General features: G+C 68.1%; 18 protein-coding genes. 13 read left to right on the top strand and 5 right to left on the bottom strand.

What is annotated here, in order from left to right; all coding sequences use genetic code 11:
- Positions 1-196 precede the first annotated feature (196 nt).
- The 4 genes from AC1RVY_RS17500 (at position 197) to AC1RVY_RS17485 (ending at position 4,003) form a co-directional block, all read left to right on the top strand.
- Positions 197-1,069 carry an IclR family transcriptional regulator gene (locus AC1RVY_RS17500; protein ID WP_369643023.1) on the top strand — a complete coding sequence of 291 codons (873 nt, stop codon included), beginning with the start codon at positions 197-199 and terminating at the stop codon, positions 1,067-1,069.
- Between the two features lie 154 nt (positions 1,070-1,223).
- Positions 1,224-1,652, top strand: a complete 429-nt coding sequence (locus tag AC1RVY_RS17495; RefSeq protein ID WP_492807415.1) for a TipAS antibiotic-recognition domain-containing protein — start codon at positions 1,224-1,226, stop codon at positions 1,650-1,652.
- Positions 1,653-1,668: 16 nt separating this feature from the next.
- Positions 1,669-2,310 (top strand): GNAT family N-acetyltransferase, encoded by a 642-nt coding sequence (locus AC1RVY_RS17490; RefSeq protein ID WP_492807414.1) that lies wholly within the window; start codon positions 1,669-1,671, stop codon positions 2,308-2,310.
- A gap of 190 nt (positions 2,311-2,500) precedes the next feature.
- A complete protein-coding gene (locus AC1RVY_RS17485) occupies positions 2,501-4,003 on the top strand; it encodes a sensor domain-containing diguanylate cyclase (protein WP_492807412.1) in 1,503 nt (500 codons plus the stop codon).
- Between the two features lie 19 nt (positions 4,004-4,022).
- Here the strand turns inward: AC1RVY_RS17485 and AC1RVY_RS17480 are convergent, their stop codons facing one another.
- From AC1RVY_RS17480 to AC1RVY_RS17465, 4 genes are read right to left on the bottom strand one after another with little or no spacing between them, the layout of a single operon-like run.
- A complete protein-coding gene (locus AC1RVY_RS17480; RefSeq protein WP_492807411.1) occupies positions 4,023-5,126 on the bottom strand; it encodes an alpha/beta hydrolase in 1,104 nt (367 codons plus the stop codon).
- A gap of 55 nt (positions 5,127-5,181) precedes the next feature.
- Positions 5,182-6,270 carry an alpha/beta hydrolase gene (locus tag AC1RVY_RS17475; RefSeq protein ID WP_492807410.1) on the bottom strand — a complete coding sequence of 363 codons (1,089 nt, stop codon included), beginning with the start codon at positions 6,268-6,270 and terminating at the stop codon, positions 5,182-5,184.
- 2 nt (positions 6,271-6,272) lie between these two features.
- Entirely contained in the window at positions 6,273-7,505 is a 1,233-nt protein-coding gene (locus AC1RVY_RS17470) for a (R)-mandelonitrile lyase (RefSeq protein ID WP_492807408.1), read from the bottom strand.
- A gap of 9 nt (positions 7,506-7,514) precedes the next feature.
- Complete coding sequence (locus tag AC1RVY_RS17465) at positions 7,515-8,366, bottom strand: aldo/keto reductase (protein WP_492807406.1); 852 nt, start codon at positions 8,364-8,366, stop codon at positions 7,515-7,517.
- A 121-nt stretch (positions 8,367-8,487) separates the two neighbouring features.
- Here AC1RVY_RS17465 and AC1RVY_RS17460 point away from each other — a divergent pair, with 121 nt between their 5' ends.
- Positions 8,488-9,495, top strand: coding sequence for a LysR family transcriptional regulator (locus AC1RVY_RS17460; protein ID WP_218340084.1), 1,008 nt, complete (start codon positions 8,488-8,490; stop codon positions 9,493-9,495).
- A 246-nt stretch (positions 9,496-9,741) separates the two neighbouring features.
- Here the strand turns inward: AC1RVY_RS17460 and AC1RVY_RS17455 are convergent, their stop codons facing one another.
- The gene (locus AC1RVY_RS17455) at positions 9,742-10,653 is read right to left on the bottom strand and encodes a LysR family transcriptional regulator (protein WP_218295624.1); all 912 of its coding nucleotides are present in this window, start codon (positions 10,651-10,653) and stop codon (positions 9,742-9,744) included.
- A 239-nt stretch (positions 10,654-10,892) separates the two neighbouring features.
- Between AC1RVY_RS17455 and amaB the strand changes: the two genes are divergently transcribed.
- The 8 genes from amaB to AC1RVY_RS17415 all read left to right on the top strand — a co-directional run bounded on the left by amaB (position 10,893) and on the right by AC1RVY_RS17415 (position 21,057).
- The gene (gene amaB, locus AC1RVY_RS17450; protein ID WP_492807404.1) at positions 10,893-12,428 is read left to right on the top strand and encodes an L-piperidine-6-carboxylate dehydrogenase; all 1,536 of its coding nucleotides are present in this window, start codon (positions 10,893-10,895) and stop codon (positions 12,426-12,428) included.
- A gap of 23 nt (positions 12,429-12,451) precedes the next feature.
- Positions 12,452-13,642 (top strand): NAD(P)/FAD-dependent oxidoreductase, encoded by a 1,191-nt coding sequence (locus AC1RVY_RS17445; protein ID WP_492807402.1) that lies wholly within the window; start codon positions 12,452-12,454, stop codon positions 13,640-13,642.
- 97 nt (positions 13,643-13,739) lie between these two features.
- Positions 13,740-14,651: an amino acid ABC transporter substrate-binding protein gene (locus tag AC1RVY_RS17440; RefSeq protein WP_218295621.1), complete on the top strand. Its 912-nt coding sequence runs from the start codon at positions 13,740-13,742 to the stop codon at positions 14,649-14,651.
- Positions 14,648-15,874, top strand: coding sequence for a pyridoxal phosphate-dependent aminotransferase (locus AC1RVY_RS17435; protein ID WP_492807400.1), 1,227 nt, complete (start codon positions 14,648-14,650; stop codon positions 15,872-15,874). The genes AC1RVY_RS17440 and AC1RVY_RS17435 overlap by 4 nt, the downstream gene beginning before the upstream one ends.
- Before the next feature lie 48 nt (positions 15,875-15,922).
- Positions 15,923-17,623: a thiamine pyrophosphate-binding protein gene (locus AC1RVY_RS17430; RefSeq protein WP_492807398.1), complete on the top strand. Its 1,701-nt coding sequence runs from the start codon at positions 15,923-15,925 to the stop codon at positions 17,621-17,623.
- A gap of 76 nt (positions 17,624-17,699) precedes the next feature.
- Complete coding sequence (locus AC1RVY_RS17425) at positions 17,700-18,989, top strand: Y-family DNA polymerase (protein WP_218340089.1); 1,290 nt, start codon at positions 17,700-17,702, stop codon at positions 18,987-18,989.
- A 151-nt stretch (positions 18,990-19,140) separates the two neighbouring features.
- Positions 19,141-20,700 (top strand): methyl-accepting chemotaxis protein, encoded by a 1,560-nt coding sequence (locus AC1RVY_RS17420; protein ID WP_492807396.1) that lies wholly within the window; start codon positions 19,141-19,143, stop codon positions 20,698-20,700.
- Between the two features lie 90 nt (positions 20,701-20,790).
- Positions 20,791-21,057: a hypothetical protein gene (locus tag AC1RVY_RS17415; protein ID WP_218295616.1), complete on the top strand. Its 267-nt coding sequence runs from the start codon at positions 20,791-20,793 to the stop codon at positions 21,055-21,057.
- Positions 21,058-21,069 lie beyond the last annotated feature (12 nt).

Genomic DNA, 21,069 nt, shown 5'->3' with positions numbered 1-21,069 from the left:
GGCTTGCCACTGCTGCACCGCTGTGGTGCATGGGGCCGTTCAGGATGGAGAGCCTTGGCGTTTTCAGTTCACTCTATTGCAACAACCGAACCAGATTGCACCGGGTATTCCATTAATCAGAATTTTTCTTTAAATTATTCCGATAGTTGGAATGTGATAGGTAGAATGAAGCCCATCTATTCCGCAGGAGCGATGCATGGAAGCAGCAACCGCAGGCACGGGCGGCGTACCCCGGGTCTTTGCCCTCATCCGCGCCCTGGTGGCCGTGCAGGCCGAGGGCGGCCGGGTCACCCAATTGGCGCGTGCCATCGGTCTCACGCAGGGCACCACGCACCGTTTGCTGCAATCGCTGGTGGCAGAAGGCATGGTCGAGCAGGATGAGCGCAGCAAGCTCTACCGCCTCAGCATGGACTTCTTCGCGCTGGCGGCCCGCGCCGGCAACCCGGGCGACCTGCGCAGCCTGTGCCGCCCGGCGCTGCTGCGTCTGTGCGGCAGCCTGGGTGACAGCATCTTTTTGCTGGCGCGCAGCGGCTTCGACGCCATCTGCCTGGACCGCAGCGAGGGGCCCTTCCCGATCCGTTCGTTCACCGGCGACATCGGTGGCCGCGTGGCGCTGGGGGTGGGGCAGGGCGCGCTGGCCATCCTCGCGTTTCTGCCCGAGGCCGAGCGCGAAGAGGTCATCCGCTTCAACCTGTCGCGCGTGCGCGAGTACGGCGTGTACGACGAGGTGTATTTGCGCACCGAGATCGAGCGCGTGCGCCAGCAGGGCTACGCGGGCCGCAACACCGGCCTGCTCGAAGGCATGGCCGGTGTGGCCGTGCCCATCTGCGACCGCGAAGGCCGCGCCGTGGCGGCGCTGAGCGTGGGCACCATCGCCGACCGCCTGAACGCCGACCGCATGCCCACCGTGGTGGAGCTGCTCAAGCGCGAGGCGGCTGCCATCGGGCCCCGGATCAACCCCTTTGACGCCACCCTGCGCCGGCCTGCACAAAGCCTGGCGGGTTCGCCGCCAGCGCAGCGGGTGGTGCCCGGCGCGGACCGGGCGAGCGCATCCGACCCCCTGGGCTGAGGTGCTGGCCTGGCGGCGCGCGGCCCGCGCTCGGCAAGTCCCGGCCGCCATCCGCGTAGCCCGCAGAAAAATGCGCTGGACAGCGTGGTGGCAGTCCGCCCCGCTATAGTCCGCGCTCCCCCTGGCGGTTTGCGGGCCGGCGATGCACGCCGTGTTGACCGACCCGCCTCTTCAAGACAAGAAAAAAACGAACACCATGGGCCTGCAGCAGACCACCCCCGAATACCTCGACCAATGCCGCGCCGCGCAGCGGGCTGAGCAGGAGCAATCCCTGGCGGCCACCAACGACTGGGCGCATGTGGACAAGCCCCAAGTGCATGCCGACTTCGCTGCGTTCTACCAGGAGCTGGGACCGCTGATCGATGCGCACGCCCCTGAATCCGAGGCCATCCAGGCCCTGATGGGAAAGCACTTTTCCATCGTCGCGCGTTTTTACGTGCCGTCGCGCGACGCTTATGTGGGCACCGTGCTGTTCTATGCCGACAATGCCGACATGAAGGCGTTTCACAATGCCTACCACCCGCGCATGGTGGAGTTCCTGGGCGACGCCGCGTTCGTCTACGCGCTGCAGAACCTGCAATAGCGCTCCCTGGAGGCCCATGCAACCCCATGCCACGCCGGCGCAGCCACCCGCGAGCGGCGCACTGGAACCCTTTGCTCCCGTGTGCGGCGCCCTGGCCGAAGCGCTGCGGGACGATGCGTTCTATCAGGCCGTCACCATCGACCACGCGGCCGACCCCGCCCTGCGGCACCGTGTGCTGGCCCACTACTTCGCGCTGGCCCTGGAAGAGGCCCGCGCCGTGGGCGAGGTGCATGTGTCGGGCGCCGACGGCGCCGCCCTCTGGCTGACCCAGGAGGCCACGGCCAGCGCGCAGGCCCTGCACGGCGAGCGCCGCACCCAGGGGCTTTCCCGGCTGCTCGGGCCCGCAGGTTTCGCCAACTATGTGCGCATCGCCGCCGCCATGGAGGAGCAGGTGCCCGGCGACCTGCGGGGTGCGTGGTACCTGTCCATCCTGGGCGTGCGCCCTGCTGCGCAGGGCCAGGGGCTGGCGCAGGGACTGCTGCGGCTGACGCTGGCCCGCGCAGACCTGGCGCGCGCCATCTGCTTTCTGGAAACCTTCAACCCGCTCAGCCTGCCGTTCTACCGGCGCCTGGGGTTCACGCGCACGGTGGAGTGCGTGGAACCGGTCTCTGGCCGCACGTACTGGCTGATGGTGCGCGAGGCCGCGCGGCGCCCCTGAAGGCGCGCAAGCCCAGGCACGCACGCACGCACGCCACCGCCCGCGCGGCGGGTCTTTGAAAGGTGGGGTTTCATCCCAGTAGCAAAGCCACCACCAATCACTTAGTATGGTCCGCAGAGGGGTAGAGGCCAGCCAGGCCGCCGATCTGTCCTGACGTTTGCTGGGTGTGCTGGTGGGTGGAAATGAATCGATGAAGCGTGATGTTCGCCTGGCAGTGCTGCTGCTGACCGTTGTGTACCTCTCGGTGGCTGCCGCCACCGCCTGGCAGATGTGGTCGGCGCGGGAGCGCTCGCTGGCCGAAATCGACACCCAGAACCTCAACCTGGCGCAGACCCTCAACACCTACACCGAAGGCGTCATCACGCAAAGCGCCATGCTGCTGCTGGGCATCGTGGAGCGGCTGGAGGAAGAGGGCACCGGCCCCCAGCACATGCAGCGCCTGCAGCGGCTGATCGACCAGCAGGAGCATTTGCTGACCCAGCTCAATGGCATCGTCATCTATGGCGCCACCGGCGACTGGCTCATGTCTTCGGCCGGGCGCTTGCCGGCCCAGGCCAACAGCACGGACAGGGCCTTCTTTGCCCACCACCGCGACAGCGCGTCGCGCGAGCCCTTCATCGGGCCGGCCATCCGGAGCCGCTCCACCGGCGACTGGGTCATCACCATCAGCCAGCGCTTCGAGGACAAGGACAGGCGCTTTGGCGGCGTGGTGGTGGTGAGCCTGGGCATCAAGAGCTTTCTGGAGCTGTTCGGCAAGATCGACGTGGGCGACCAAGGCGCCATCGGGCTGTCGACCACGGGCGGGCAGATGCTCGTTCGCTATCCCTACCGCGAGCAGGACCTGGGCCGCGACTTCTCCAAATCGGCCAATTTCCAGCGCGTCTACTCCGGCGCCGTGTCCGGCACGGCCTCGTTCAAGTCCGGCATCGACGGAACGCAGCGGCTGTACGCCTTTCGCAAGAGCGACCGGTATCCCGTGGTCACCACCGTGGCGGTGGGCAAGGAAGAAGCCCTGTCCGGCTGGCGGCATCAGGTGCTGCTCACTGCGGCCGTCGTCGGTGCCTTGCTCCTGGGCATCGCGGTCATCGGCTGGCGGCTGCTGCTCGACATCCGCCGCCGGACCCGCGCCGAGGCCTCCCTCGTGGCTGCGCGCGAGGATCTGATGCGGGTGAACCAGAAGCTGGAGGCGCTGGCCGCGCAAGACCAGCTCACGGGCCTGGCCAATCGCCGCTGCTTCGACGAAACCCTGAACATGGAGTGCCGCCGCGCGAGCCGGCAGGGGACGCCGCTGTCCCTGCTGCTCATCGATATCGACTACTTCAAGGGTTTCAACGACACCTACGGCCATGTGGCGGGCGATGCCTGCCTGCAGGCGGTGTCGAAATGCCTGGTGCAGTACGCCAAACGCCCCGGTGACCTCGTGGCGCGCTACGGCGGGGAAGAACTGGCGATCATTCTTCCCGGCACGGATCTTCAGGGGGCGCGCATTGTGGCGGAGGTCGTGCGGGAGCGGATCGAGGCGCTGGCCATCGCGCACAGCGGCAGCTCGTGGGGCTGCGTCACGGTGAGCGTGGGAGCCGCCACGATGGCAGGGCCTTACGCGCAGGGGTGCGAGCGGCAACTGATCGAGGCGGCGGATGGCGGGCTGTACCGGGCCAAGGCGTCAGGGCGCAATCGGGTGGAAGCGCCGTGAAGACGGGGTTCTTTCCGGATCACAAGGTCCTGGCGTAGAACGGAATCAGCTGGCCCATCGCGGCTTCCACATACTGGGGCACCCAGTAGGTCTCGATGTGCGTGGCGCCTTCGATCTTGAACAGTTCCTTGTCCTTCGCGCCCGTGGCCTTGGCGAACGCATCTTCGGTCATGTACAAGCTGTCAGCCTTGCTGCCCGCGATCATCAGCAGCGGTTGCTGGATCAGTTCGATCTCCTCGGTGGCATCCCAGCGCATCAGGTCCATCAAGCTGCTCGTGGTGTATTTGAACGTGGAGCCCGGATGCGCATGGGTGCGCCAGTAGTATTCGTAGCCCTGCCGGTACATCTCGAATGGCAACGCCGCAATCTGCGCATCCGTCATGTCGGCATCGCCCGAATAGAGAACCTTGCCTCCCGCCTTCTCCTGGGCGCGCGCATCCGACGCGTCCTTCAAGCGCTTCTGGATCGTATCCAGCTGGGAGTCGGAAAACCCGTTGCGGCGGACCCGTCCGGAGTTGAACATGCTGAGCGTCGCCAGCGTCTTGAAGCGCTTGTCTGACTTCGCTGCCGACAGCGCATAGCCGCCGCCACCACAAATGCCGAGCAGTCCCAGGCGCGCCGCATCGACACCTGGATAGCGGGTGATGAAGTCGGCCGCACCGTGAATGTCCTCCGTGCGAAATTGCGGCTTGTCCGTGCTGCGTGGCTGGCCGCCGCTGCCTCCCTGATACGCCGCGTCCATCGCGATCGTGATGTAGCCCTGCTCCGCCAGGTGCTGGGCATACAGGCCGGCGACCTGCTCCTTCACGCCGCCGTTCGGGTGCGCCACGACGATCGCGGGGTATTTCTTCTTGGGATCGTGGTTCGCCGGGGTGTAGACGTTGGCGACGATGTCCAGGCCGTTGAGCTTGTACTTCACCGGGCGGATGTGGACCTTGCCCGGCTCGTTCTTCGTGATCGCGCCGGCATAGACCAGCGTGAAGGGATTCTTGCTGCCGCCACCAGCGGCGACAGCGGAGGTGGGTGTGGCCATGGCGGGAACACCGATGGCGGCGGCTGAGATGGCAAGGGCCGAGGTCCCAAGGAACTCGCGGCGCTTTTCATTGACGGCTTCGTGTTTCATTCAAGCTCCAATCATTTTTGTGATCTGCCTGCGCGGCATGGCGCGGCCGGGTACGTCAGTCCAGCTTCTTGTGGGCCAGAAACTGCGACACCAGCTGCGCGATCTGCAGGTTGTTCAAGTCGGACATCAGGAAGTGCGTGTTGCCGCGCACTCCAATCTCCGGAAGGTGCACCAGCCGGGCGTCGCCGCCGTGCCTGTTGACGGCGTCGACCCACAGCCGGGCCATGGCCAGCCGCACACGCCAGTTGTCCTGGCCGCGCTCCGGGGTGGGCTCGACCGGGAAGTTGTCGCCGTAGTAGATGGTGATCGGGAGCCGGGTGAGCTTCAGGAAGTCCGGCATCGGCACCGCCTCGGGCGACAGCGTCCCGGCCGCACTGGGCATGGCCTGGGGCAACTCGCCCCGCGGAAAGATGAAGCCGCTGCCCGGCTCGAAAGCGACGATCGCCTTGACGTTCGGGTTCTTGATTGCCGCCAGCCAGCCCGGGCCGCCGGCTTGCGAATGCGTGAACAGGATCGCCGGGCCGATTTTGGTGAACAGCGCCGACAGGGCGTCTGCTACCACGCCGGCGTCGTAGGGGCCGGTGTTGGGGGTGACCGAGCGGAAGAACTGCTCCAGCGTCTCCGGCTTGCGGTCGAACTGGACATTGCCGAAGTAGTTCGGCCACTTGCCCATCCGGAACTGGTCGAAGATCAGCTGGTCGTTGGGTGCCGGCTCGATCGTTGCCGCGACCGTGCTGCTGCCGGCCCGGCCACGGCGCGGCTGGTCCACCACGTAGACCGGAAAGCCACGGCGCAGGAACAAGGTCTGAAAGCCCTCGCGCCCGTCCGCCGTGGTTTCCCAGCTGCGCGCGGACTGGAAGGCGCCATGCAGCATCACGATGGGCAATGCCTTCGGGTTCTGCGGCACCTGGTAGAAGGCATAGAGGTGGTCGCCGTGGAAACTCTGGCCCGAAGCGCCCGGCTTGTTGTTGTCGTAGTTTCCGGGGGTTTTCTGCACGGTCCCGCCGACGGCGAAGCTCCCCTGGGCCTGGATCACCAGCGGACCAGGGGCGTTGCCGGTGCCCTGGGGAGGAGCGGTTGCGCAGCCGGTGATGAGCGCCGGCAGGGCAAGGGCGGCGGCCCACAGGATTCGGTGGGTGTCCATGTTCAACCTTTCGATGCGGCGGCAACCGCCTGCGTGAGCGCGTCTTGGGCGCGATGGGCGGCATCTGGATCGCCCTGTTCTGCCAGCACCTGCACCAGTTGCCGCAGCTGCGTGGCACTCAGGCCCACGCGCAGGCTGGCCCGCAGGTGCGAGCGCAACTGGGCCTCCACGCCCGGCATGGCGGCGAGCGCGCCGACCGTGGCCAGTTCGCGGCTTTGCCAGTCGAGGTTGTCGCGCTCGAAGATGTCGCCGAACAAGTGGGCCTGCAGGAACTGGTTGATGACGGGCGCGAAGTCGAACAGCGGGCGCTGCACCGGCCCGCCGGAGATCGCGGTCTGGTTCGCCTTGCCGGCCGCCACCAGTTCATCGCCGGTGGCGATGCGGCGGCCGGGTTCGCGGCCCGGTGCGTCCTGGATGCCGCGCTGCCTGCGTTCCTGCACGACCTTCATCAGTTCGCCAAGCGCGTTGAGGCTCTTGGGGAACCCCGCATAGGCGTAAAGCTGCACCAGAACTTCCTTGGCCTCGCTGACCGTCATGCCCGCATCCAGCCCCTGGTTCAAGGCCGTGTTGAGCCGGGGCATGTTGCTGGCCGCCGCAAAGGACGCCATCAGGGGGATGGCCTGCTGCCTGGCCGACAGGACTTCGCTGGCGGGCTGTGCATGCGCCGCTGCCCGCGGGGGCACGATGTGCTGGCCGGCGTGTCCAGCCGGCATCGCGGCGGGAGCCGCCGCGGCCAGGCCCGCGCTGGCCAGGGCGGCCTCGTAGTCCTGATCGCTGACCTTGTCTTTCCAGGCCACCGAGATGCCGTCTTCCTTTTCGGCGATGGCGACATGGGCCATGGGGCCGCCGGGGCCCGCGCCGTGCCAGTGGCGCACGTTGGCGGGGATGCCGACCACGTCGCCGGGGCGGATCCACTGGGCCGGTTGCCCCGCCTGCTGCACCAGACCCAGGCCGGCCGTGACCACGAGCGTCTGTCCCAGAGGATGGGTGTGCCAGGCCGTGCGGGCCCGGGCCTCGAAACGCACCGTTGCGCCGCCGGCCTTTCCCGGCGGCAGCGCCTGAAACGGCGTGCTGATCTCGACGGTGCCCGTGAAGGTCTCCGGCGCCCCGGTCGCGGCGGGCGACGGCGCGGCCGTGCGGACGGCAACGGCGGGCGCGGCGCTTTCCGGTCCGGGCCGCTGCGCGCTCGCCACGGTGGCTGCGCCGCACAGGGCGAGGCAAAGCAGTGTCTTCATGCGCATGGCTCAGAGGTCGAGCTTGCGCCCGGCCATCCACTGGACGATGGCGGGATCGCGGTGGGAGAAGAAACTGCTGGTGCGGGTGTCGAGCGTGGCAATGCGCGCCATGTCCGCGGCATCGAGCTCGAAGTCGAGGATGGCGATGTTCTCCGCCATGCGTTCCCTGTGCACCGACTTGGCCAGGGTGGCGATGCCGCGCTGGGCCAGCCAGCGCAGCACGACCTGGCCCACGGATTTGCCGTGGCGCCTGCCGATGTCGGTGAGCACCTCGTTCTCGAACAGGTTGTTGCGCCCTTCCGCAAACGGTGCCCAGGCCTGGGCCTGCACGCCGATTTCCCGCATGAAGGCGGCGCTCTCGATCTGCTGCAGGAACGGGTTCACCTCCACCTGGTTGACGGCCGGTGCGATCTGGTTGAACGCCTGGATGTCCATCAGTCGGTCGGGGTGGAAATTGCTGACGCCGATGGCACGCAGCTTGCCCGCGCGGCAGGCTTCCTCCATTGCGCGCCAGGCGCCATGCACGTCGCCGAATGGCTGGTGGATGAGGTAGAGGTCCAGATAGTCCACCTGCAGGCGGCGCAGCGATGTGTCGATGGCCCGCTGTGTGCGCTCGTAGCCGGCGTCCTGAACCCAGAGCTTGGTCGTCACGAAAAGCTGGGCCCGCGCCACGCCGCTGGCCTTCAGGCCCTTGCCGACCGCTTCCTCGTTCAGGTAGGACGCCGCGGTGTCGATCAAGCGGTAGCCGGCCTGGATGGCGTCGATCACGCAGCGTTCGCATTCCTGCGCATCGGGAATCTGGAAGACACCGAAGCCCAGGACGGGCATCTGGACGCCATTGTTCAAGGTGAGGTGTTGCAAGGTGGGTTTCCTCAGGGGACTATGGGGCGAAGTCTAGGAACTGGACTCACATCCGGATAGTGGTAAATAGGTTGCTGGATTCGCATCCAAATGGAGACAATGCCGGCAGGAGGAAGCAGCCATGGCCATCAACGAACTCCGCTCCGTATCCACCTTCATCAAGGCCGCGGAGCTGGGCAGCCTGCGCAAGGCGGCACACGCGCTCGACATCAGCCCGCAGGCGGCGAGCAAGGCGCTGGCGCAACTGGAGGAACACCTGGACGCGAGGCTGTTCCATCGCACGACGCGGGTGATGTCGCTGACCGATGCAGGGCAGCGCCTGCTGGAGGACGTGCAGCCCGCGTTGCTGGGCGTGCAGCGCGCCCTGCAAAACGCGCGGACGGCCAGGGACGAATTCGCCGGGCCCTTGCGCATAGCCGGCCCTCGCACGGCTTTTCAGCCCATCCTCTGGCGCCTGGTGGAGGAGTTCTGTGAACGGCACCCCGGCATCCAGCCCGACGTGCTCCTGGACGACCGGGTGGGCAACTGGGTCGAGGACCGGGTGGACGTTGGCTTTCGCCTGGGCGCCTCGCCGCATGAAGGGGTCATCGCCCGCAAGCTGTTCCCGTTGCAGATGGTCATTTGCGGAGCACCGGCGTATTTGCAGCGCTTTGGCGTGCCGGACTCTCTGGCGGCCCTGGCCGCCCACCGCTGCAGCGCTTTCCGCCACCCCGGCACGGGCAAGGTCGCCCCCTGGCATGTGAAGCTGGGGGAGCAGACCGTGGACCAGCCGGTCGTGCCCGCCATCTGCAGCAATGACGAAGTCTTCGAGCTGCAGGCCGTGCTGGCGGGCAAGGTCCTGGGGCAGCTGGCGGGCGTGACCGCGGCGCCCTATATCCGTTCGGGGCAGCTGGTCCCCGTCCTGCGCGACCACATGCCCGATTTCGCCAGCTACTTTGTGTACTTCGGCAGCAGGACGTCGCAGCCTGTGCGCGCCCGGGCGTTCATCGACCTGGCCGTGGAACGCCTCACCAACAACCCGCAGTACGTATTGAACGACAAGGAACTGGCGGGGGCGGATCGCCGGGCCGGCCGCACCGCGCGCAAGCCGCCGGGAACCGCCAGTAGCCGGGCAGTGCGGCCCGCCTGAAGCCGCTGCCTGGTTTCCGCTAGGGGTTTTGTGCAGGGCCGATCGAGCCGCCCGCGCCGGGCCTTGGCGGACTTCCGCTGGTGGACGGGCGCTGAATGACGGCCTGCCGGTGCGCGGCCCGGGCGCCGGATACCCGGTGCTGCTACTTCACTTTTCATAGCTGCCAGCGCTTTAGCCACAAGGGCTGGAGGCATTTTTATTCAGAATTTCCATGTACCCGGTGGTGCAGGGGCGTCGCGCCGGTCCTCAGCCTTGGGCTTGCCGCTGGCCTGCGCATTCCCCCACCACCCAGTCCCTGAACGCCTTCACCAGCGGCGTCTGCGCGCGCGCCTCCGGGTACACGAGGTAGTACGCATCGGTGCTGGTCAGTACCGTGCCCGACAGCTCCACCAGGCTGCCCGCCGCCAGCTCCTGCTCGATCAGGAAACGCGGCAGCAGCGCCGCGCCCAGGTGTGAGACAGCGGCCTGGGCGATCATGGCGAAGTGTTCGGACTGGGGGCCGCGCAGGGCCAGGGCCGTGGGGGCGCCCACCAGCTCGAACCACTCGGCCCACTGGGTGGGGCGCGTGCTTTGCTGCAGCAGCACCACGCGGGTCAGATCCTGTGGCGTGCGGATGTGGTGGCGGTCGCGGTAGGCGGGGCTGCACACGGGCACCGTCTCTTCGTGCATCAGGTATTCGCACACGGCACCCGCCCAGTGCGGCGCACCGAAGTGGATGGCCGCGTCGAACGGTGTTCCCGCGAAATCAAAGGGCTCGGTGCGGGCCGAAAAATTGACCATGGCCTCGGGGTGCTGGGCCATGAAGCCGCCCAGGCGTGGGATGAGCCAGCGGGTGCCCAGCGTGGGCAGCACGGCCAGGTTGAGCAGGCCGTCGGTGCTCGCGAACGCCATGGCCTTTTGCGTGCTGGCCGACAGCTGCTGCAGCACGGCCAGCACGTCGGCGGCGTAGACGCGGCCCGCGTCGGTGAGCACCACGCGCTGGCGCACGCGGTGGAAGAGGGCGGTGCCCAATTGCTCCTCCAGCTGGCGGATCTGGCGCGACACGGCGCTTTGCGTGAGGTGCAGCTCCTCGGCCGCGCGCGACACGCTCTGGTGGCGGGCAGCCGTTTCAAAGGCCAGCAGGTCGGCGGTGGAAGGCAGGAAGGAGCGGCGCAGCATGGTCATGCGTGGGGGGAATGATCGGTGGTGGCCCAGGCAAGGCCTTTCAAGTCCGTGGCACTGATGCGGTGTGCGGTGCGGGTCCCTGCTATTTTCAGGTACTTCATTCCAATTTGTGATCAAGTAGTTCCATTTTTTTGCTATCCAGCGCGGCAGGATTGGCGGATATTGGCGCCTTCATTGCGTGTTTTCTCCTGCGCTGCCCCCTTTTCCTGCCCTTCTGATCCTTGCGAGCCGCCATGTCCGCCACCCCTGCCGCCACCCCCCTCGTGACCGAAGTCGATCAATTGCTGCAACGCCTGGGCGTGCCCCGCGCGGGCTACACCGGTGGCACGCTGGCCGCCCGCTCGCCCATCACGGGCGAGGTTCTGGCCCGGGTGCCGCAGCACGGCCCCGCCGAGGCGACCGCCGCCATCGGCCGTGCGCATGCGGCCTTCCAGGCCTGGCGCAACGTGCCTGCGCCGCGCCGGGGCGAGCTGGTGCGCCTGCTGGGCGAAGAGCTGCGCGCCGCCAAGGCGGACCTGGGACTGCTCGTCACCATCGAGGCGGGCAAGATTCCGTCCGAAGGCCTGGGCGAGGTGCAGGAGATGATCGACATCTGCGACTTCGCGGTGGGCCTGTCGCGCCAGCTGTACGGCCTGACGATTGCCACCGAGCGCCCCGGCCACCGCATGATGGAAACCTGGCACCCGCTGGGCGTGTGCGGCGTGATCTCGGCCTTCAACTTCCCGGTGGCCGTGTGGTCGTGGAACGCGGCGCTGGCGCTGGTGTGTGGTGATTCGGTGGTGTGGAAGCCGTCCGAAAAGACCCCGCTCACGGCCCTGGCCACGCACGCCATCGCGCAGCGTGCCATCGCGCGGTTTGGTGCCGACGCGCCCGAAGGCCTGCTGGAGTTGATCGTGGGCCAGCGCGACATTGGCGAGGTGCTGGTGGATGACGCCCGCGTGCCCGTGCTGTCAGCCACGGGCTCCACCGCCATGGGCCGCGCGGTGGGCCCGCGCCTGGCGGCACGTTTTGCGCGCGGCATCCTGGAGCTGGGCGGCAACAATGCCGCCATCGTGGCCCCCACGGCCGACCTGGACCTGGCGCTGCGCGGCATCGCGTTCGCCGCCATGGGCACGGCGGGCCAGCGCTGCACCACGCTGCGCCGCCTGTTCGTGCACGACAGCATTTACGACCAGCTGGTCCCCCAGCTGGCCAAGGTGTACGCCAACGTGCAGGTGGGCGACCCGCGCACCGCCGGCACGCTGGTGGGCCCGCTGATCGACCGCATGGCCTTTGACGGAATGCAAAAGGCGCTGGAACAAAGCCGTGCGCTGGGTGCCACGGTGCACGGCGGCGGCCGCATGGAAGGTTTGGGTGGTGCGGACGCGTACTACGTGCGCCCTGCCCTGGTGGAGCTGCAAAGGCATGACGGCCCCGCGCTGCACGAAACCTTCGCGCCCATCCTGTACGTGGTGCGCTACAGCACGCTGGACGAGGCCATCGCGATGAACAACGCCGTGGGCGCGGGCCTGTCGTCGTCGATCTTCACGCTCAATGTGCGCGAGGCCGAGCTGTTCATGTCGGCAGCCGGCTCGGACTGCGGCATTGCCAACGTGAACATCGGCCCGAGCGGCGCGGAAATCGGCGGCGCGTTTGGCGGCGAGAAGGAAACCGGCGGCGGGCGCGAGGCGGGCTCCGACAGCTGGAAAGCCTACATGCGCAGGGCGACGAACACCATCAACTATTCCACGGCACTGCCGCTGGCGCAGGGCGTGACCTTCGACGTGTGAGCAGCGCAGTGGCAAGCGCTTTCATGCCGGCTGAAACGCCACCCATCGTCGTCATCGGTGGCGGCGTCATCGGCAGCGCCATCGCGTACTTCCTGACGCTGCAGCAGCCGGGCTGCGCGGTGGTGGTGGTCGAGCGGGACCCGACCTATGCGCGCGCATCGTCCGCGCTGTCGGCCAGCTCCATCCGCCAGCAGTTCTCCACCGACATCAATGTCCAGATCTCGGCCTATGGCATCGACTTTCTGCGCAATGTGAACACGCTGCTGGCCTGCAGCGGCGACGCGCCGGATGTGGGCCTGCACGAGGGCGGCTATCTGTACCTGGCCACCGCGGCCGGCGAGGCCACGCTGCGTGAGAACCATGCGCTGCAAAAGCGGCACGGCGCCGATGTGGTGCTGCTCGGCCCGCAGCAGCTGGCCGGGCGCTTTCCGTGGCTGGCGCTGCAGGACGTGGTGCTGGGGTCGCTCGGGCTGTCGGGCGAGGGCTGGTTCGACGGCTACCTGCTGCTGAGCGCGCTGCGCAAGAAGGCGCAGAGCCAGGGCGTGCGCTACGTGGCCGATGAGGCCGTGGGCCTGGACGTGGTGGCTAGCGATGGCGTGCGGCATGTGCGTGCCGTCCGCCTGAAAAGCGGTGGCGAGCTGCCGTGCCGCTTTGCGGTGAACGCGGGTGGCCCCTGGGCCGCGGCCATCGCGGGCTGGGCGGGCATCGGCCTGCCCGTGGTGGGCAAGCGCCGCACGGTGTTCCACCTGGCCAGCCCCGCGGCGCTGCCCGGCTGCCCGCTGCTCATCGACACCAGCGGCATCTGGCTGCGGCCCGAGGGCCAAGGCTTCATCTGCGGTTTTGCGCCTGCGGCCGACAACGACGCCGACTTTGCCCCGCTGGAGCCCGAGTACGACGCCTTCGACAACCATGTCTGGCCTGCCTTGGCGGAGCGCATTCCGGGATTCGAGGCGCTGCGCATGCAGGGCGCCTGGGCGGGCTACTACGAGATGAACACCTTCGACCATAACGCCATCGTGGGCCTGCACCCCGCGTGCGACAACCTGGTGTTCGCCAACGGCTTCTCGGGCCATGGCCTGCAGCAGTGCCCTGCCGTGGGGCGCGGCCTGGCCGAGCTGATGCTGACGGGCCGCTACCGGAGCCTGGACCTGGCGCCGCTGTCCATCGAACGCATCGCGCGCAACCAGCCGCTGCTGGAGAAGAACGTCATCTGAACCCAGGAGCCCCGCACCGGGGCCCCGCCCATCCGGCCCTCCCTTTTTTTCGACGCTTTCCCACCTGCCAACCACAACACAACCGGAGACAACGACCATGGCAATTTCCCGCAAGACATTCACCGCGCTCGCTGCAGGGCTCGCACTGGCCTGCACGGCCTTCGTGCCCGCGCAGGCGCAAACCGCCATGCCCACGCTGGAGAAGATCAAGGCATCGGGCAAGGCGGTGCTGGGCGTGCGCGAGACCTCGCCGCCCATGGCCTACGCGCTGGGCGCGAATGAAAAATACGTGGGCTACCACGTGGAGCTGTGCGAGCGCGTGCTCAAGGAAATCGTGCCCGACGCGAAGCTCGAGTACATGGCCGTGACGGCGCAGAACACGATGCCGCTGGTGCAGAACGGCACGCTGGACATCGGCTGCGGCCCCACCACCAACAACCTGGCGCGCCAGCAGCAGGTGGCTTTTGCCGTGACCACCTATGTGAGCGAGGTGCGCATGGCGGTGCGCAAGGATTCGGACCTGAAGTCCATCAGCCAGCTGGGCAACCGCACGATCGCGGCCTCCACCGGCACCACGGCCGTGCAGCTGCTGCGCAAGCAGGAGCGCACGCTGGGCGCACCCGTCAAGACGGTGCTGGGCAAGGACCACCACGAGAGCTTCATGCTGCTCGAATCCGGCCGCGCTGATGCGTTCGTGCTGGACGACAACCTGCTGGCGGGCCTGATCTCCAACTCCAAGGACCCGTCGGCCTACCGCATCGTGGGCGAGCCGCTGGGCGCCGAGCCGATCGCGCTGCTGTTCCGCAAGGACGACCCCACCTTCAAGGCCGCGGTGGACGGCGTGCTCACCCGGCTGATGCAGAGCGGCGAGATGGAAAAGATCTACACCAAGTGGTTCGTGAACCCCATTCCGCCCAAGAACATGAGCCTGAATTTGCCGCTGGGCACCACGCTGCGCCAGCTGTTCTCCGCACCCAACGACAAGCCCCTGGAGTCCTACCAGCAATGAACGCCGCCATCCCCGCCACAGCCTTTCGCGCGGCCGACCGCATCAGCGCCATCGGTGTGTCGGACATCGTGCGCATCACCCAGGCCGCCAATGAATTGAAGCGCCAGGGTCAGCCCGTGATCGTGCTGGGCCTGGGCGAGCCGGACTTCGACACGCCCGTGCACATCCAGGAGGCCGCGCAGCGCGCCATGGCGCGGGGCGACACGCACTACACGGTGCTGGACGGCACGCCGGAACTCAAGGCCGCCATCCAGCTCAAGTTCCGCCGCGACAACGGCCTCGCGTTCGCCACCCACGAGATCACTGTGGGCGCCGGTGCCAAGCAGGTCATCTACAACGCGCTGATGGCCAGCCTGAACCCGGGCGACGAGGTGATCCTGCCCGCGCCGTACTGGACCTCGTACGCCGACATGGTGCTGATCGCGGGCGGTGTGCCCGTGGTGGTGCCGTGCAGCGAAGACAACGGCTTTCGCATTACGGAGCAAGAGCTGGATGCCGCCATCACGCCGCGCACGCGCTGGGTGTTCATCAACTCGCCGTCCAACCCCAGCGGCACGGCCTACAGCGCCGAGCAACTGCGGCCCCTTCTGGAGGTGGTGCTGCGCCACCCGCGGGTGTGGGTGCTGGCGGACGACATCTACGAACACATCCTGTACGACGGCCATGCGTTCGCCACGCCGGTGGTCGTGCTGCCCGCGCTGCGCGAGCGCACGCTCACGGTGAACGGCGTGTCCAAGTCGTACGCCATGACGGGCTGGCGCATCGGCTACGGCGCGGGCCCGCGTGCGCTGATCGCGGCCATGGCGGTGGTGCAGAGCCAGGCGACGTCGTGCGCGTCGTCCATCAGCCAGGCGGCGGCGGTGGCGGCGCTCACCGGTCCGCAGGACGTGGTGGCCGAGCGCTGCCGCGAGTTCCAGGCGCGGCGCGACCTCGTGGTGGCTTCGCTCAATGCATCGCCGGGCCTGCGCTGCCGCGTGCCCGAGGGTGCGTTCTACACCTTTGCCAGCTGCGAAGGCGTGCTGGGCCGCACCACGCCGGGCGGCGCGCTGCTGCGCACGGATGCCGATTTTTGCGACTACCTGTTGCGCGAGTTCCACGTGGCCGTGGTGCCGGGCAGCGTGCTGGGGCTGGCGCCGTATTTCCGTATCTCGTACGCTGCCAGCATGGCCGACCTGCAGGAGGCCTGCACACGTATCCGCCGTGCGTGCGAGGCACTGCGCTGACCCACCTGTTTTCCTCGTTTGATATTTTCCCGTTCCGGACCTTTTGACATGACCACGCCTTCCACCTCCAGCCCCGCCCCAAGCCGCACCGGCGGCCAGATCCTGGTGCAGCAGCTCATCACCCATGGCGTCAAGCAGCTGTTCTGCGTGCCGGGCGAGAGCTACCTGGCTGTGCTCGATGCCCTGCACGATGCAGACATCGGCGTGACGGTGTGCCGCCAGGAAGGCGGCGCGGCCATGATGGCCGAGGCGCAGGGCAAGCTCACGGGGCAGCCAGGCATCTGCTTCGTGACGCGCGGGCCGGGCGCCACCAATGCGTCGGCCGGGGTGCACATCGCGCACCAGGACTCGACCCCGATGATCCTGTTCGTGGGGCAAGTGGCGCGCGGCGCCATGGGGCGCGAGGCGTTCCAGGAGCTCGACTACAGCGCGGTCTTCGGCACCATGGCCAAGTGGGTGGTGCAGATCGACGACCCGGCGCGCGTGCCCGAACTCATCTCGCGCGCCTTCCACGTTGCCACCTCGGGCCGCCCCGGCCCGGTGGTGGTGGCGCTGCCCGAAGACATGCTGACGGAGGCCGCCACCGTGGCCGACGCGCAGCCCTACCAGGTCACCGAGACCCACCCCGGCGCCGCGCAGATGGCAGAGCTGGCCCAGCGCCTGCAGGCCGCCCAGAGCCCCGTGGCCATCCTGGGCGGCAGCCGCTGGTCCGAACAGGCGGTGCGCGAGTTCACGGCGTTTGCCGAGGCGTGGTCCATTCCGGTGTACTGCTCGTTCCGCCGGCAGATGCTGTTTGCCGCCACCCACGCCTGCTACGGCGGCGACCTGGGCCTCGGCGTGAACCCCAAGCTGCTGGCGCGCATCCGCGCGTCCGACCTGGTGCTGGTGGTGGGCGGGCGCCTGTCCGAAGTGCCGTCGCAGGGCTACGAGCTGTTCGGCATCCCCACGCCCACACAGCCCCTGGTGCATGTGCATGCCGATGCCGATGAACTGGGCAAGCTCTACCGCCCCACGCAGGCCATCCACGCCACGCCGCAGGCCTTCGCCGCGGCCTTGAACGCGGTGCGCCCCACGGCGCCGGTGCCGTGGAAGGCCCACACCGAAGCCGCCCATGCCGACTACCTGGCCTGGAGCGATACCGCGCCCATCCGCATCCCCGGTGATCTGCAGATGGGCCAGGTGATGCAGCACCTCAAGGACGTGCTGCCCGCCGACACCATCTTCTGCAACGGCGCGGGCAACTTCGCGACGTGGGTGCACCGCTTCTGGCCCTTCACCACCTATGCGAGCCAGCTCGCGCCCACCAGCGGGTCGATGGGCTACGGGCTGCCGGCCGGCGTGGGCGGCAAGCGCCTGTGGCCGCAGCGCGAGGTGGTGATCTTCGCGGGTGACGGCGACTTCCTGATGCACGGCCAGGAGTTCGCGACCGCCGTGCAGTACGGCCTTCCGATCATTGTGGTGCTGCTGGACAACGCCATGTACGGCACCATCCGCATGCACCAGGAGCGCGAGTACCCGGGCCGCGTGAGCGCCACGCAGCTCAAGAACCCCGACTTCAAGGCCTACGCCCAGGCCTTCGGCGGCCACGGCGAGCGCGTGGAGCGCACCGAAGACTTCGCCCCCGCGCTGGCCCGCGCGCGCGCCAGCGGCCTGCCCAGCGTGCTGCACTGCCTGATGGACCCCGAGGCGATCACGCCCACGGGAACGCTGCAGGGCCTGCGCAACGCGGCGCTCGCCAAGAAGCAATAGACACAATCAATACCGCAGCCCAAACCCTGTGGTCGGCCGGGCGGCTGACAGCAGGGTGTCTGCGCTTTTGCGCACAATGGAGGCCGTGACCTCCGCACCGCCCGACGAGCCCTCCGCACCGCGCCTGCGTCGCATCGCGCACCTCGACATGGATGCCTTCTTCGCATCCGTCGAGCTGCTGCGCTACCCCCAGCTCAAGGGCCTGGCCGTGGTCATCGGCGGCGGGCGGCGCAAGGTGGACGAGCTGCTGCACCAGAGCCCCGATGGCCAGGGCCTGCGCGAGCCGCATTTCATCCCGGTGGCCGACTTTCCCCTGCTCAAGGACTATGTGGGCCGGGGCGTCATCACCACCGCCACCTACGCGGCGCGGCAGTTCGGCGTGGGCTCGGCCATGGGCATGATGAAGGCCGCCAGGCTGTGCCCCCATGCCATCGTGCTGCCCGTGGATTTCGACGAAGTGCGCCGCTTTTCGCGCCTGTTCAAGAGCACCATCACCGACATCGCTCCGGTGATGCAGGACCGGGGCGTGGACGAGGTCTACATCGACTTCACCGACGTGCCCGGGGGCCAGCGCGAAGGAGGCAGGGTGCTGGCACGGCTCATCCAGAAGAGGATCTTCGACGTGACGGGGCTGACCTGCTCCATCGGCGTGGCCCCCAACCGGCTGCTGGCCAAGATGGCCAGCGAGTTCAACAAGCCCAATGGCATCTCCATCGTCTATGAGTCGGATCTGCAGGCGAAGATCTGGCCGCTCAACGTGCGCAAGATCAACGGCATCGGCCCCAAGGCGGGTGAGAAGCTGGCGCGCCTGGGCATCGAGACCATCGGCCAGCTGGCGGCGCAGGATGAACAGTGGCTGATGGGGCACTTCGGCAAATCGACGGGGGCGTGGATGCACCGGGTGTCCTGGGGGCGGGACGACAGCCCCGTGGTGACCGAAAGCGAACCCGTGAGCATGAGCCGCGAGACCACCTTCGACCGCGACCTGCACGCCGTGCGCGACAAGGCGGAGCTGGGCGCGATCTTCACCGACCTGTGCCTGCGCCTGGCCGAAGACCTGCAGCGCAAGGGCTATGTGGCGCGCACCATCGGCATCAAGCTGCGCTACGACGACTTCAAGATCGCCACGCGCGACCACACCGCGGGCATCTACACGGCGGACGGCGCCACCATCCGCCAGCTGGCGGGGCAGTGCCTCAAGCGCGTGCCGCTGGACAAGCGCCTGCGCCTGCTGGGGGTGCGGGCCAGCACGCTGGCGCGGCGCGGGGAAGAGCCGGTGCTGGAGCCACGCACACCGGTGCCGGCCGGCGGCCGGGGGCGGCGGCCCGACGCGCAGGCCACCATGGAAACCGGTCAGCTTTTCTAGGCCCGAGGCTGCGCCCGGGGCCGCCCGTTCTCGCGGCACCGCCGCAATTCTTTTGGTGCCAGACGGTGTGATCGGCAGGTAGACTTGATCGGTATCAAGCGGTAGCGGACCGCGCCGCCTGCCGACGATGCGGGCCCATCAGGAGCTTTCCATGCGCATCAACCTGCCGGTGACCCAGCAGAATTTCGACTACCCCGGCGATGAGCTGCTGGTGTCCAGCACCAACACCAAGGGCGAGATCACGCACTGCAACCCCGCCTTCGTGCGCGTGAGCGGGTACAGCCACGACGAGCTTGTCGGCCAGCCCCACAACATCATCCGCCACCCCGACATGCCCGCCGAGGCCTACAAGGACTTGTGGCGCACCGTCGGCCGGGGGGAGCCCTGGACGGGACTGGTGAAAAACCGCCGCAAGAATGGCGACCACTACTGGGTGCGGGCCAATGTCACGCCCATCATGGAGGGGGGCAAGCCCCGCGCCTACATGTCGGTGCGCACCAAGCCCAGCGCGGCGGAGTCCGATGCCGCCGAGGCCCTGTATGCGCAAATGCGCCGCGATGCGGCCTCGGGCGCGCGCAGTTTCTACCTGGACGCCGGCAACCTGCGCTACCGCGGTGTGCGTGGCTGGCGGCAGCGCATAGCGCAAATGGCGTTGCTGCCCCGCATGGCGCTGGTGCTTGGGGTGTTGCTGCTGCTGGCGCTGGTGCCCGACATGCTGGGGCTGCAGGGCCCCGTGGCCTGGGTGACGCGCCTGGTGCTGCTGCTGGTGGGGAGCGGGTGGGCGCTGTGGCGCTACCAGGCCACCGTGCTGCGGGGCGTGCACGATGCGACCCGGTTCGCCTCCGACATCTCGGCATGCAATCTGGCCACCTCGGTCCACACGGACTATCCACCGCCATTGGGCGCGCTCATGCAGCGGCTGCGGCAGACGCAGGTCAACCTGCGCGCGGTGGTGGGCGATGTGCGCACCGAAGTGCGCAGCTTCACCCAGTCGGCCGCCGAGATTTCGCGCGGCAGCCTGGACCTGTCGGCACGCACCGAATCGCAGGCGAGCAGCCTGGAGGAAACCGCCGCGTCGATGGAGCAGCTGGCCAGCACCGTGCAGCAGACGGCCGACACCGCCGCCAAGGTGTCGCACGAGAGCGCGCAAAGCAGCGACATCGCCACGCGCGGCGGCCAGGCCGTGCAGGAGGTGGGCGCTGCCATGCAGGAGATGAAGCAGTCGTCCACGCGCATCAGCGAGATCGTGGGCGTGATCGAGGGCATCGCCTTCCAGACCAACCTGCTGGCGCTCAATGCCGCCGTGGAGGCGGCCCGCGCGGGCGAGCAGGGCCGGGGCTTTGCCGTGGTGGCGGGGGAGGTCCGGGCCCTGGCGCAGCGCAGCGCCAGCTCGGCCAAGGAGATCAGCGGCCTGATCGGCGCGACGGTGAACCAGATCGCCAACGGCGCGCAGCAGATGGACCATGCCGGCACCACCATCCAGGGCGTGGTCAACGCCGTGGGGCGGGTGAGCACGCTGGTGCAGCAGATCAGCAGCGCGACCAAGGAGCAGTCCCAGGGCATCGCCCAGGTCAACGAGGCTGTCACGCAGCTCGACACCGTGACGCAGCAGAACGCGGCGCTGGTGGAGCAGTCGGCGGCATCGGCCCAGGGCCTCAAGGAAAGCGCCCTGTCGCTGGGCCGGTCCGTGGATGTGTTTCGCCTGGGCTAGCGGCCCTGCGCCGTGGCGGGGCGCGCGGTATTTCTTGACGAATTCTTACTGCTAACTTACAGTGAATTTCCCGTTTTCCGGGAGGTTCCCATGACCCTGAACGAACTGCAACGCATCAAGCAGTGGCATGTCGCGCACAAGGCCGAGCACCCGCTGGAGTACCACCTCTGGGACCTGGTGCTGACGATCTGGATGCTGGGGTGGGTGGGCTGGTTTCCCATCTGCGCCTTTGGCGAGCCCTGGACCGCGCCGGTGTGCCTGGTCGCCATCTTTCTGCCCAGCCTGTATGTGACCTGGCGCACCCGCGCGCATGCGCGCCACACCCTGCGGTGTGACTGGATTGACGCGCGCGGTTAGCGGATCTTTGGA

The sequence above is a fragment of the Acidovorax sp. GW821-FHT11A03 genome, assembly GCF_058809075.1.
The sequence above is the reverse complement of the archived record's forward strand: the minus strand, read 5'-3'. Positions and strand labels throughout refer to the sequence as shown.

What these genes read in the sequence shown, in the direction of transcription:
- AC1RVY_RS17475 (WP_492807410.1), bottom strand. Translation starts at nt 6,270, where the DNA reads ATGGACACCCACCGAATCCTGTGGGCCGCCGCCCTTGCCCTGCCGGCG.
- AC1RVY_RS17490 (WP_492807414.1), top strand. Translation starts at nt 1,669, where the DNA reads ATGCAACCCCATGCCACGCCGGCGCAGCCACCCGCGAGCGGCGCACTG.
- AC1RVY_RS17485 (WP_492807412.1), top strand. Translation starts at nt 2,501, where the DNA reads ATGAAGCGTGATGTTCGCCTGGCAGTGCTGCTGCTGACCGTTGTGTAC.
- AC1RVY_RS17425 (WP_218340089.1), top strand. Translation starts at nt 17,700, where the DNA reads ATGGAGGCCGTGACCTCCGCACCGCCCGACGAGCCCTCCGCACCGCGC.
- AC1RVY_RS17430 (WP_492807398.1), top strand. Translation starts at nt 15,923, where the DNA reads ATGACCACGCCTTCCACCTCCAGCCCCGCCCCAAGCCGCACCGGCGGC.
- amaB (WP_492807404.1), top strand. Translation starts at nt 10,893, where the DNA reads ATGTCCGCCACCCCTGCCGCCACCCCCCTCGTGACCGAAGTCGATCAA.
- AC1RVY_RS17440 (WP_218295621.1), top strand. Translation starts at nt 13,740, where the DNA reads ATGGCAATTTCCCGCAAGACATTCACCGCGCTCGCTGCAGGGCTCGCA.
- AC1RVY_RS17415 (WP_218295616.1), top strand. Translation starts at nt 20,791, where the DNA reads ATGACCCTGAACGAACTGCAACGCATCAAGCAGTGGCATGTCGCGCAC.
- AC1RVY_RS17445 (WP_492807402.1), top strand. Translation starts at nt 12,452, where the DNA reads ATGCCGGCTGAAACGCCACCCATCGTCGTCATCGGTGGCGGCGTCATC.
- AC1RVY_RS17470 (WP_492807408.1), bottom strand. Translation starts at nt 7,505, where the DNA reads ATGAAGACACTGCTTTGCCTCGCCCTGTGCGGCGCAGCCACCGTGGCG.
- AC1RVY_RS17435 (WP_492807400.1), top strand. Translation starts at nt 14,648, where the DNA reads ATGAACGCCGCCATCCCCGCCACAGCCTTTCGCGCGGCCGACCGCATC.
- AC1RVY_RS17500 (WP_369643023.1), top strand. Translation starts at nt 197, where the DNA reads ATGGAAGCAGCAACCGCAGGCACGGGCGGCGTACCCCGGGTCTTTGCC.
- AC1RVY_RS17420 (WP_492807396.1), top strand. Translation starts at nt 19,141, where the DNA reads ATGCGCATCAACCTGCCGGTGACCCAGCAGAATTTCGACTACCCCGGC.
- AC1RVY_RS17480 (WP_492807411.1), bottom strand. Translation starts at nt 5,126, where the DNA reads ATGAAACACGAAGCCGTCAATGAAAAGCGCCGCGAGTTCCTTGGGACC.
- AC1RVY_RS17455 (WP_218295624.1), bottom strand. Translation starts at nt 10,653, where the DNA reads ATGCTGCGCCGCTCCTTCCTGCCTTCCACCGCCGACCTGCTGGCCTTT.
- AC1RVY_RS17460 (WP_218340084.1), top strand. Translation starts at nt 8,488, where the DNA reads ATGGCCATCAACGAACTCCGCTCCGTATCCACCTTCATCAAGGCCGCG.